General features: G+C 64.8%; 10 protein-coding genes. 4 read left to right on the forward strand and 6 right to left on the reverse strand.

The genetic code is table 11. The features are described from left to right. Positions 1-30: 30 nt before the first annotated feature. Positions 31-1044: a ParB/RepB/Spo0J family partition protein gene (locus tag K206_RS0123120; protein ID WP_020204769.1), complete on the reverse strand. Its 1014-nt coding sequence runs from the start codon at positions 1042-1044 to the stop codon at positions 31-33. A 2-nt stretch (positions 1045-1046) separates the two neighbouring features. After that, positions 1047-1706 (reverse strand): ParA family protein, encoded by a 660-nt coding sequence (locus tag K206_RS0123125; protein ID WP_020204770.1) that lies wholly within the window; start codon positions 1704-1706, stop codon positions 1047-1049. Between the two features lie 369 nt (positions 1707-2075). On the opposite strand from K206_RS0123125, the gene K206_RS0123130 reads away from it, so the two are divergent. Beyond that, positions 2076-2279 (forward strand): cold-shock protein, encoded by a 204-nt coding sequence (locus K206_RS0123130; protein WP_006159056.1) that lies wholly within the window; start codon positions 2076-2078, stop codon positions 2277-2279. Between the two features lie 249 nt (positions 2280-2528). Here K206_RS0123130 and K206_RS0123135 read toward each other — a convergent pair whose 3' ends face one another. Beyond that, positions 2529-3572: a replication protein RepA gene (locus tag K206_RS0123135; RefSeq protein ID WP_231401657.1), complete on the reverse strand. Its 1044-nt coding sequence runs from the start codon at positions 3570-3572 to the stop codon at positions 2529-2531. A gap of 1843 nt (positions 3573-5415) precedes the next feature. Further along, positions 5416-5619 carry a cold-shock protein gene (locus K206_RS0123140; protein WP_017228340.1) on the reverse strand — a complete coding sequence of 68 codons (204 nt, stop codon included), beginning with the start codon at positions 5617-5619 and terminating at the stop codon, positions 5416-5418. A gap of 392 nt (positions 5620-6011) precedes the next feature. On the opposite strand from K206_RS0123140, the gene K206_RS0123145 reads away from it, so the two are divergent. The 3 genes from K206_RS0123145 (at position 6012) to K206_RS0123155 (ending at position 9929) form a co-directional block, all read left to right on the forward strand. Further along, positions 6012-7361 (forward strand): NCS2 family permease, encoded by a 1350-nt coding sequence (locus K206_RS0123145; RefSeq protein WP_029043975.1) that lies wholly within the window; start codon positions 6012-6014, stop codon positions 7359-7361. Between the two features lie 631 nt (positions 7362-7992). Next, positions 7993-8433 carry a hypothetical protein gene (locus K206_RS0123150; protein WP_020204773.1) on the forward strand — a complete coding sequence of 147 codons (441 nt, stop codon included), beginning with the start codon at positions 7993-7995 and terminating at the stop codon, positions 8431-8433. A 125-nt stretch (positions 8434-8558) separates the two neighbouring features. Further along, on the forward strand, positions 8559-9929 hold the full coding sequence (locus K206_RS0123155; RefSeq protein WP_020204774.1) for a sigma-54 dependent transcriptional regulator: 1371 nt from the start codon (positions 8559-8561) through the stop codon (positions 9927-9929). A gap of 191 nt (positions 9930-10120) precedes the next feature. Here K206_RS0123155 and K206_RS0123160 read toward each other — a convergent pair whose 3' ends face one another. Beyond that, entirely contained in the window at positions 10121-11467 is a 1347-nt protein-coding gene (locus tag K206_RS0123160; protein ID WP_231401656.1) for a transporter, read from the reverse strand. Positions 11468-11526: 59 nt separating this feature from the next. Next, on the reverse strand, positions 11527-12244 hold a 718-nt coding region (locus K206_RS43820), incomplete at its 5' end, for a hypothetical protein (RefSeq protein WP_020204776.1).

A 12244-nucleotide genomic window follows, 5' to 3' on the forward strand; every position in this document is an offset into this window, starting at 1 on the left:
CCCGCATCCGCGGCCTCCCCCGCCGGCTTCTCAGCCAGCCGTCTTGTCCAGGCCAAAACGCGCCTTGAGCGCTTCGACGAGGGCTTCGCGCGCGGCGCGGTCGCCGACCTGCACGTCGAGCATCACGCGGCCGGAATCCCACTCCTTGATGGTGCCGAGCAACTGGCCGGCATCGCTGCGGATCTTGTACTGCCGGCTGATTTCCTTGATCTTCCGCGACTTGCCGTCCTGGGCCTGCTTGCGGATGGCCTCCACTTCCCGGCTCGACAGCCCCTCCACCATGATGCGCGTGGCGAGATCCCGGGTGCGGTCCTCGCCGACGATCTTGCAATAGAGCGTCAGTTCATAGCCGGTGGCGATGCCGATCGCCGCCGGCCGCTCGCGCATCACGCCCAGCACCGATTCCGGCAGGCGCAGCAACGCCAGCGTCTTGTTGACGGTGCCGGCGGACATGCCCGTCAATTCGCATATATCTTCCTCTTTCTGGACTTTGCCTTCGTCCAGCAGTTGCCGCCAGGCAATGGCGTTGTCGAGCGCGGACTGGTCGGAGCGCTGCTCGTTGAGCAGGAAGGACAGGCGGTAGAAATCGAGATCGCTGACGTCGCTCTCGATAAAGCATTCCATCTCGAGCTTGCCGGCCGAGGCCAGCGCGCGCTTGCGATAGTGCCCGTCGATCAGGATGTAATGCCCCGGGCGCGCCGGGTCGGGCGTGGCCAAGCCAGGCGTTTTCTGGCCATGCGTGGCGATCGAGGCGGCCCGCTCCTGCACCACGACCGGGTCGTAGATGCGCCGCGCATTGAACGGATTGTCGTGAAGCTGCGCCAGCGGCACCTTCATCAGGACGCGGCCGCCCTCCTTCGCCGGGTCACTTTCAGCGCTGAAAATCGGGCTGACCTCGCGCGAGCGCGCCTGCAACAGTCCGTTCGGATGCTGGGAAATCGCGGCCTCGGCGCGCGCGAAGCGGTCGAGGGAATCGCCCCGCGTCTTCTCCGCCGCCATGCCGGCCAACATGCCGGCCTTGAGGCTCTTCAGTTTTGTCGCCATACCTATTGCTCAATCAAAGACAATACTTCGTCGACCATCAGGTCGACTTCCTGCACCGACTCGCGCGCGCCGGCCACGCCGTGCACGGTACAACCGATCGCCTGGCATTCCCGAAACGCCGAGCGCGAGCCGATCATCGCATTCATCAGCGGCACATCCGCGTCGTCGCCAAGTATCTCGATGGCCTGGCGCGCGATCGATACGCGCCGCTGCACCATGTTGGCCATCACGCGGATCCGCAGCGTTTCATTCTGGACCTGGGCATGCTGAGCCAGCGTCTTGGCGGCCACCGCTGCCCACAAGTCGGGCGGCGAGGGCACGACGGGAATGATCGCCAGATCGGAAATCAGCAGTGCGCTCGACGGCGCGGCCGAATGCACGGCGGGAGGACAGTCCACCACGATGTAGTCGTAATCCTGGACAAACTTGCGGACTTCCCGGTGCATGGCCCCGCCCGAGGGCGCCAGGCCGATCACCGAAGCCGGGAAAGGACGTTCGTCACTGGCCTGCGCCGCCCAGCGGGTTGCCGTGCCCTGCTCGTCCATGTCCACTAGCATGGCGCGCGCGCCGCGCAGGCCCAGCGTGCCCGCGAGGTGCATGCTGACCGTCGTCTTGCCGCATCCGCCCTTTTGGTTGAAGACCGTGATGATTTTAGCTGGCACTTGCGACCTCTCTTTCAGCGCTGAAAGCGCGCGATTAACCCTAGGCGCAACTGTAGACAAAGTGACGTGCCGGCTCAACTGTTTTTTTATTTTATATTTTTAATATAAAATTAGCTGAAACATTCCGCGTTATGGAAATGAAAGATTTCCGCTTGAAATGCGGCATGGAATCCGCCTACATTAGGCATAGTGCGTCTTTCGCCGCACATGACACAACTAGACAAACTGGTTATGATGCCCGCTACAGTCGAGTCAAGTCGTGTCAACCTCGTCGGCATCCGTTCGGTAACTACGAGAACTTAGCGTGCTTGAGCGGTTGTTAGCGTTGTTTGCGTTGTGTACAAGAACTTGCTTCGAAAGGAAATTCACATGGCAACCGGTACGGTCAAATGGTTCAATGAGACCAAGGGCTTTGGCTTCATTACCCCGGACGATGGCGGTGCGGATCTGTTTGCGCACTTCTCGGAAATCCAGGGTTCGGGCTTCAAGACGCTCAAGGATGGTCAGCGCGTCACGTTTGAAGTGAAGCAAGGTCCGAAGGGCTTGCAGGCATCCGCCATCAAGCCGGCCTGATCTCACGAATCAGCCGAAATAGCCGGCTGCACCGGAACCATCATTCCGGTACGGCCAGCAGAGAAAGGGCAAGCGTTCCACGTTTGCCCTTTCTCTTTTTCGCGGCCGGTCATGCCGCGAGTGATGCAATTGCCCCACAGTTGCGGCCGAACCCCATGCGGCAACGCGTCGCAGCGGAAACCGGCGATGCCGGAAAACAAAAACCCGCCGGCCGATGGCGGGCGGGTTCGGCAATTCGCCAGCCGCGGCTCAGGCCAGCTTGCGGACGCTGGTGCGCGACGGCTGCAGGATCAGTGCCTTGGACGAGTCGGCATCCACCTTGGCGCCGGGGTAGACCACCAGCACATCCTTCAGCGCCTTGCGGAACAGCGCGCGGAACTTGCGCTCGCTTTCGGTTTCGGTGCCGAACTGCATTTGCAGCGCTTCCCACGGAATCTCGGTGCGGCGCTGGATGGTGAAGAAACGATAGGTCAGCCAGGAGTAGACGTCGAGCGCGAACGGCGATTGCTTGAGCGCCTTCAGCGCGCGCATGTCGACGGGCACCGGCCGGTTGACCAGCTCGTTGAAGAACGGCTCGGACAGCACCACGAAACTCTCGAACATCGATCCCTGCCCGGGCTGCATCGGGTCCCACCAGGTCGACAACTGGTCGGCCAGCAGATAACCGACCCGGTCGATCGAGAGCGGTTCATGATTGGGATTCTGGTTCTGCGCCGGCGTGGACTTGTTCTGGACGATCGCGATGGTGGCGGAGAACAGTCGGATCATCTGCTGGCGCACCAGCGTCATGGTCCCGCGCTTGCCGCCCGTGGCCATCGGAATGCCCAGGTTGTACATGAACTCCGACAACGAATTGCCCAGCGAGATACGCCGGTCCTCGACCGTCCCGGTAAACTCGCCGCGCTTCTTCTTGGCCATGATTTCCTTGCCGATCCAGGCCAGCATCAGGCGCGGGTAGGAACCGTAGGGATAGCCCAGCGAAACGGTCTCGGACACCAGTTTCTGGCGTCCATTGCTCGCTTTCTCGGATCGTTGCTGCGTGAAGTAGCCGGGCTGGATCATCAGCGAAATATTGCCGCTGGTCCGGGTCCAGACCGGAGGCGCGCCCTTCGGCGCGCGGTACGGAAGCGTGACCTGCACGCTGGCCCGGCTCAGGAAGCCGACCTCGCCGCTCTGCCAGGCATCTTCCCGCTCCATAGCCTGCGCCTCATCGAACAGACGCTGGAATTTCTCGGACGGAACCAGACTGTTCTCGTCGCCGGGAACGATGATGCGGGATGGTTCATGGTCCATGTCGGCTGGGCCATGAGATCCCAGGATGGTCTGGGTGCGTTTGATGGGCATATTGGCGTGCTTCGGAATACACGACTTTTTACGCGAAGCAAACAGCCTTGTCACGCAGAAACAGGTACGGTAGGCGAATTTCCTGTTAGCCCGCTTGTTTTGGGGTAGGTGGGTCTCATGACTGGTTGCGGGGCGGACAGCGGTGGGCAACCCGGCAGGGTTGTCCACGGATGCCCGGACCTCAGCTACCAGTAAACGATAAGCGTATGGGTTAACTACTCGTAAACCGTATACGTGGCTCTCAAGCCATTGATCCGTATACGGAAAAACACCCTCCGCGAACCCGATTCTGCGTGGAACCGTACTCGATTCTGCGAAGTGCTGTACCAGATTCTGCGGTATACCGAACCCGTTTCAGCGCAAAGCGCGAACCGGATTCTGCGGGGATAACTCACTGTTCCCACAGGCTTTTCCACAGCGGCAGGGGCCAAAAGCGTACCTGTTTCTGCGGGCGGGGTGCCGTTTACGTCTCGCGCCGGGGTAAACACGCCTGGCACACGAAGTTACCCCCGCAGAAATGGGTTCGGAGCCGGCTTTTTCACGCCGCCGTTGCGGTGCAGCGTACCCGTTTCTGCGTCATTCGGGCGCCCGGCGTTCCATTTGCGTACCCAATTCTGCGGGCGCCCTGAAGCGACGTGCCGTCGACCCTGACAGTCCCGGCCATGCGTACCCGTTTCTGCGGCGTACCTAAATCTGCGAAAGCATCAATTACTCGGGACCAGGATCGAAGCGTACCCAATTCTGCGAGACATTCCACCATGCATTTCGGTCGCTTCCGTACCCGTTTCTGCGAATGCTTTCCCAAGGGCCGGGTGATGTGGAATTTCCCATTGCCATTATACATAAGCTTTAGCCAAAAAGCGAGTGCTTGCACTCGATATTCCATAGGCTGCAAAAGGGTATACGTCTCCGTACCCATTTCTGCGGGGTAATGGAGCGTGGCCTGGAATGTCGGTGTCGGATGTCGGGACGGCTTCACGATGTGGCGTACCCGTTTCTGCGAACGTTTGCCATGCGATGGCAGGCATCGGGGCGTACCTATTTCTGCGGGCTGTCGCCCGTTTCATTGCCATGCCAAGAAAATGGGATGGCGAAGGTCCGGGAGGAGGGCGGGGGAAACCAGGCGAGGGAGCGCTGGACGGTCGAAATCGCCCCGAAACGCACGCCTGGCGTACCCGTTTCTGCGTGCAGGCGGAAACGGGTGGGGTGCTGCGAATTCGCATTGCGTACCCGTTTCTGCGTTGCACCAATACGTCAGCGGGACGTGCGGTTGCTCGAGCCAGGGAGCTGGTTAGTCACGAAAGGCCGCTGCGCTGGCCGGAAGCGTACCCGTTTCTGCGGGCATATCCGGCCCGGGAGCGATGTGAAAAGCCGGCCTGTGATGGCTTAAGAGGGGCTTTGCGTACCCGTTTCTGCGCATGCGGGGGCCGCGGATTTCGCCGTCCGGCACAGGCGGCCGCGCCGGGCGAAGCCGATGCGTACCCAATTCTGCGAACGCCGAGGCGTGGCTCGAGACAGGGAGACGACACTCCTGCCCGCACGGAAGCGTACCCGTTTCTGCGGAGCAGTCAGCACATCTTCGGGTGGGTCCGGCGGGATGGGGGCGGAGGAAAAGGCGGGCTGCCCTTTGCCGCGCTGGGGGCTTTCGGAACGCGGCAGGAAGCGCGAGCCGTGCCCTGCTACCGATGGCGAGAATCGGCCTCGCCCACCCGCGCAGGGCAAAAAAAACCCCGCCTCGGAAGGCGGGGTTTCTCGACTGGGTCGCACTCCAGGCGGAGTGCCAGTCTACTGCTTACAGCGGCGTGATGTTCGCAGCTTGCAGACCCTTCGGGCCGTTCTTGACTTCGAACGACACGCGTTGGTTTTCCTGCAGCGACTTGAAACCGTCCGCGCGGATTTCAGAGAAGTGTGCGAAGAGATCGTCACCGCCAGCGTCCGGCTTGATGAAACCGAAGCCCTTGGCGTCGTTGAACCATTTAACGATACCGGTTTGCATGGTATTGCTTTTCCTGACAAAAATTTAAAAAGAAACGGATAGCTCACGCATATCCAGCAAAGCAACTCAAGGAAAGGACACCATGGACAACGGAAGTACCATGACGGTGGCTAACGAATGTGCTGTTGCCTCGTCGCTTGAATCTAGCGGGGTTTATACGGTGGATTAGCGCCAGCGTCAAGGTAGGGTGATTCTGGATGCCGGCCCGGATTCACCGCCGGTGCCGGCAAGGCCATCACATATTTTGTATGCCAGCTATTCTCCCCGGCGGCGACCGCCGGGGAGAATATGCCGGACAGTCAGACCAGTAAGACCGTCCGGCCACGCCCCGCCCGCCGCCGGCGTCAGCCCGAAACAAAGCATCGCCACGCAACAGGACAAGAGGAGCCTTCATGCCGACACCGGAACCCATTGGCAGCCGTTCAGCGGTGCCCGCCAGCCCGTCGCTCGCCGAGCGGCTGTTCAGGCTGAGCGAGCACCAGACCGACGTCCGCACCGAGCTGCTGGCCGGGCTGACCACCTTCCTGACGATGGCCTACATCATCTTCGTCAACCCGAGCATCCTGGGCGACGCCGGCATGCCCAAGGACGCGGTGTTCGTGGCCACCTGCGTGGCGGCCGCGATCGGCACCCTGATCATGGGCTTCTACGCCAACTACCCGATCGCGATGGCGCCGGGCATGGGCCTGAATGCCTACTTCGCCTACACCGTGGTCAAGGGCATGGGCTTTCCGTGGGAGGCCGCGCTCGGCGCGGTGTTCATCTCGGGCTGCCTGTTCCTGCTGGTGACGCTGTTGCGCGTGCGCGAGGCGATCGTCAACGGCATCCCGCACTCGATCCGCATCGCCATCACCGCGGGCATCGGGCTGTTCCTCGCCATCGTGGCGCTGAAGAACGCGGGCATCGTGGCGGCCAGCCCGGCCACGCTGGTGACGATCGGCGATCTCCACCGGACGCCGGCCATCCTCGCCATCGTCGGTTTCTTCGCCATCGTCGCGCTCGACCATCTCAAGGTCAAAGGTGCGATCCTGATCGGCATCCTGCTGACCACCGCGCTCAGCTTCGTGGTGGGCGACAACGCCTTCCACGGCGTGTTCTCCGCGCCGCCGTCCATCGCGCCCACGCTGCTCAAGCTCGATATCTCGGCCGCGCTTTCCATCGGCATCATCAACGTGGTGCTGGTGTTCTTCCTGGTGGAACTGTTCGACGCGACCGGCACGCTGATGGGCGTGGCCAACCGCGCGGGCCTGCTCAAGGCCGGCAAGATGGACCGGCTGAACAAGGCGCTGATGGCGGACAGCACGGCCATCATGGCCGGCTCGTTGCTCGGCACCTCGTCCACCACGGCCTACATCGAGAGCGCCTCGGGCGTCCAGGCCGGCGGGCGCACGGGGCTGACGGCAGTGACCGTGGCAGTGCTCTTCCTTGCCTGCCTGTTCATCTCGCCGCTGGCCGGCACGGTGCCCGGTTATGCCACGGCGCCCGCCTTGCTCTACGTCTCCTGCCTCATGCTGCGCGAACTGGTGGACCTGGACTGGTCCGACGCGACCGAAGTCGTGCCGGCCGTGCTGACGGCGCTGGGCATGCCGTTCACCTACTCGGTGGCCAACGGCGTCGCGTTCGGCTTCATCGCCTACGCCGGGCTCAAGCTGCTGACCGGCCGCGCCCGGACCGTTCCGGTCATGGTGTGGATCATCGCCGCGGTGTTCGTCTTCAAGTTCTATTACCTGCCCGGCCACTGATCCGGCCGGCCTCGTCCGGCAGGTCGCGAACGAGAGGCCGGCGAGCCGGGCGTACCCGTTTCTGCGTGGTCCCGATGCGCGCGCTCCGCGCCGCCCGGCGCGATGCCGTACCCGTTTCTGCGTGCCTGAACCGCCGCCGGCGTGCGTGCGTGCAACGCCGACCCGTACCCGTTTCTGCGCACAATGTAAGTGGCTAATTACCTGTCAGGCCAGGCAGTGTATGGGAGCGGGCTCATACTAAAGGATGATATTGGCGTGAGTCCCCATACTGAGGGCTGGACAAACCGCCGCAAATGCACTGAACTAGAGTCGTGGCAAATAGCGGGGCGCTTCAAGGCGCCCCTTCTTGACTCCGGCGTTCCGGAGTGGCGCCGTCTGGCGCAACGCATTATCTGGAATAACCACAGAAAGAAGAGTCCGCCGTCGGCAGAACGGGCAAGGACTGAATGGCCGACCAGACCATCGTCCAGATGGCTTCGCCACCACGAAGGGAGCATGCGGATACACGCATGCCTCGACAAGAAAGCAAATAACAAGATGAAAGATAAGTGGTAATCGCGAACGTGTAGTGCCGGGGGTGTTGTTCAACGGGGATCACATCATGAATGCAGGAGAAATCCGGCGACCCGCTATGGGGCCCATCAGCGAGTCCGCCAGTCTTTCCATTCATCGCGCCTGGGCAGCCCTCGGAGAGGCTGCCGCCGAAACGCCGCGCCGACATCGCATCGCCGAGCGCACCGATCCGGCCGCCAGCGCCGTCGAAGCCTTCCTCAGCCAGGATGGCGCGCTGCCGTCCCACGTGCGCGCCGCCATCGAACAGCTGCTGCAGCGCCAGCGTTCGCTCGAGGGCGAGCTTTCGCGCCAGCGCTCGCTGCTCCAGGAATGGATCCTTAGCCAGCTTACCTACAAGACGCTCTACTACCGATACTCCGGCCAGTCCCCCGAGGCGCCGCGCGGCGAACTGCTGCGCGAGAAAGACCAGGTGCGCCGGCGCATCCGCGAGCAGCTCCAGGCCGGTGGCGAGCACGACGCCATCCTCGGCGAGCAGTCCCGCAGTCTGTCCAGGCCGTAATGCCCACGTTGCGCATGGGGGACCTCCCCCAACCGCCCCGGCTTGGCCACGCGCAAAGCCCGCACCTCAGCGAGGCCGCCGCGCAAGCCCGGGTAGCCAAGATGCCCAACGGCAGGGAGAACGCTATGGACCGACTGTGCAAGGTGGCGACACGCACCGCACAGGTGCTGGTCGTGTCGCGCCATGAACCCTATGGATTCGATCCGGCCCAGTTCGGGTCTGGCTGGGAGATTCGCCACATCCAGCAGATCCGCGACCTGAGCCGCGTGGTGCGGGGCAGCGCGCCGATGGCCGGCGTGCTCGATCTCGAAAGCGAGTACAGCGACGCCGAGCTCGCGCAGCTCGAGCAGAGCCTGCAATACCTGCACGTGATGTGGGTGGCGATCACCTCCTCGCGCATGCTCGAGGACGAGCGCGTGCGCCGGCTGATCCGCGACTACTGCGTGGACTACGTGCGCACGCCGTTCTCGTTCAGCGAGCTGCTCTACACGCTCAAGCATGCGCACGGCATGGCGTGCCTGCACGGCGCGCGCAGCCACGAGCTGATCGGGCATGGCCCGATGATCGGCGAATGCGCGGCCATGCGCGCGATGTTCCGCTCGCTGGCCAAGGTGGCGCACAACGAGGCGCCGGTCTTCATCTCCGGCGAATCAGGCACCGGCAAGGAGCTGGCGGCGCAGGCCGTGCACGAGGCGTCGAGCCGGCGCAAGGGACCGTTCGTGGCCATCAACTGCGGCGCGATTCCGCCGCACCTGGTGCAGTCCGAGCTGTTCGGCTACGAGAAGGGCGCGTTCACCGGCGCCAACCAGCGCAAGATCGGCTGGATCGAGCAGGCGCAGGGCGGCACGCTGTTCCTCGACGAAATCGGCGACCTGCCGCTGGAGAGCCAGGTCGCGCTGCTGCGCTTCCTGCAGCAAGGCACCATCACCCGGCTCGGCGGGCACCAGTCGATTCCGCTGGACCTGCGCATCATCTCGGCCACGCACGTGGACCTGGTGGCGGCGCAGGCCGACGGGCGCTTCCGCTCCGACCTGTTCCACCGGCTGTGCGTGCTGACCTTGTCGATCCCGCCGCTGCGCGAGCGCGGCGAGGACATCCTGCTGCTGGCCAACGCGGTGCTCGCCGAGCACGGGCACGAGGCGCACCGGCGCATCCGCGGCTTCTCGCCGTGCTCCACGCAGGCGATGATGCAGTACGAATGGCCCGGCAACGTGCGCGAGCTGATCAACCGGGTGCGGCGCGCCATCGTGATGACGGACAACCGCAAGATCACCGCGGAAGACCTGCAGCTGCACGGCGGCACCGATACCCCGCGCAAGACGCTCGACGCCATCCGCGAGGAAGCCGAGCGCGAGGCGATCCGCACCGTGATGGCGAGCCACGGCTTCCACGTGGTGCCCGCCGCGCGCGAGCTCAACGTCTCGCGGGTCACGCTCTACCGGCTGATGCACAAGCACAACATCCGCATCGAGGCGAGGCCGGGGGCGGGGGAATAGCGGGCTGCGGGCGACGGAGATCAGGCGGGCTGCGGTGCGCGTACAGGTCGCCGACAACATTTGCTTGCCGCTTGTGGTCTCCCCTCTCCCATTTCATGGGAGAGGGGAGCAAACCCTCAGCGACAGGCGCCGCCTGCCGTCTGCAATCCCGCCGCGCCGGGGCCCCGTTTTTTCTCTCCCGTCCCATCTCCTCAGAACGTATAAGGAAACCGCAGCGACACCGTATAGTTCGGCGCGTCCGGCGTCAGCCCGATGCCGAACGCGGTGCTCACCGACAGCCCCTTGGTGATGACGTGGTTGAAGCCGAACGTCATGGTCGCCACGTTGGCGCGGCTGCCGACCACCGTCTGCGTCACGCCCGCGGTCGTGACCTGCGTGCTGCCCGACAGCGCCGCGTTGAAGGCCAGCGACATCGAGGTGCGGTCGTTGAGCGCGAGCGCCAGGCCGCCGCCGAAGCCGATGGTGTCGCCGAGCTTCACGTCGGCCGGCGCGGCCTCGCCCTGCACGGACGAGATGTCGCTCACGGAGCGCCTGATGTTGTAGGTGTAGCTGGCATTGGCGAACAGCACCACCGGGTCGTAGGTCTTGAGCACCGACAGGCCCGCCGTGACCGCCCACACGCCGTTGCCGGTCGGCAGTTGCGCGGCGACGTTGAGGTTGTTGTTGTTCGGGTCGGCCGACACCAGCTTGATGCCGAACGGCGAGCGCCCGGTGGGCGCGCGCACGCGCACGCTGCCCACCACGTCCGGCGCCGCGCCGCTCTCGCGCAGGAACTGGTAGTACACGCCCATGCTGATGTCGCCCAGCGCCGTGGTGCTGAGCGTGGCGTCGGACAGGCTGGCAGCGGAGCCGCCCGCGCCACCCGAGATGAAGTTGGTGTTGCGGTACGTCACCGGCAGGTCGAAGTCCATCGACATGCGGTCGGTCAGGCCATAGCGGAAGATGGTGTCGTAGGTGAGCGTGTGCGACTTGGTCTGGTTCAGGTTGATGGTGCCGAGGAAGATCGCGTCGAGCGCGAGAAAGCCCGAGAGCGACAGCGCGCGCCGGTCGTAGTAGCTGTAGACGAAGCCGCTGTCGATGGTCAGGCGCCGCTCGAACAGCGGCGCGTGCTCGGTCTGGTAGACCAGGTCCTTGCTCTGCACGCGCGCCTGCTGCTGCGTCGCGCGCGCGTCGGAACCCACCACCGGCGTGCCGGCGCCGCCGGCGAGGTTGCCGGGCGCGGCCGGCGCGGCGTCCTGTGCCAGGGAGGGAACGCCCGCAGCGGCCATGCCGCCGCCGGCGTTCCCCTCGGCACTGCTCCCCGTTTCCCCGGTTCTCCCCGTTCCCTCCACGACCCCCCGGCCGCGCGCCCCGGCCATTTCCAGCTCGTCCAGGCGCCGCTCGAGAGTCCTGATGGTCTGCTCCTGCTGCTCGACCAGTCTTGTCAATCGTTCGATCCGCTCGTCCGCGCCCGGCGCCTGGGCACCGACCTGCCCGCACGCGCCGGTGGAGAGCAGGGTTCCCGCCAGGGTTCCCAGCACAGCGAATTCGGTCTTCATCTTTCCCCCCGGAAATCTGAACACGCGTCAAGCGGGTGCGCCACCCCCGCATGCAGCGATTATCGTCGCATCGATGCGATCGCCGCCAGTGCGTCCCGCATGCTCGTTTGCGTCAGTTGCCGGTTCGTCAGTTGCTGCACTTGCAGCGTGATGTTGGTGAGATTGAGCACCTGCTGCGCGTCGCCGGTGACGCGCGCGGCCTGCATCAGGCCGCCACCCTGCGCGTTCTGCGTCGCGCTGCCGGCCGCCGACAGGATCGCCACCGAGACCCCGCCGCCGGGGCTCACCGCCGCGCTGGCCGTCATGCCGTTGGCCTGCGCCACCTGCGGCGCGGTGCCGTTGCCGCCGGCCGCCGGCGCCGCGAGCGGCGCGGTCTGCGTGGTGATGGTGCTGACGTTGCGCACCGAGTTGCCGTCACCCGCGATCTGCGTCACCTGTCCCACGCCCGCGGCCTGCACCGCAGCGCTGGCCACGCCGCCGTTGCCCTGCACCGCGCCGCCGCCCAGGCTCTGCACGCGCGCCGACAGGCTCGCGCTGGCCTGCGCCGCCGCCGCGCCCGCGGCCAGGTTGGCCGCCGCCACGCGCGCGGTGGCGGTGGCGACCGCGCTGTCGTTCTGCCAGCGCGACACCATTTCCACCATGAAGCCGCTGACCAGGCTGGCCCCGAGGTACTTGCCGCGCGCGCCCGCCAGTTCGTCGTCGGCAACCGGCTCCACCCGCGCCGCCGCGCCGACGATGGCGGCCGCGTCGTCGGCGGCCGAAACCGCCCGCGCCGCC

Origin of the sequence: Cupriavidus sp. WS (genome assembly GCF_000395345.1) — a bacterium.
In the GTDB taxonomy this organism is placed as follows: Bacteria; Pseudomonadota; Gammaproteobacteria; order Burkholderiales; family Burkholderiaceae; genus Cupriavidus; species Cupriavidus basilensis_B.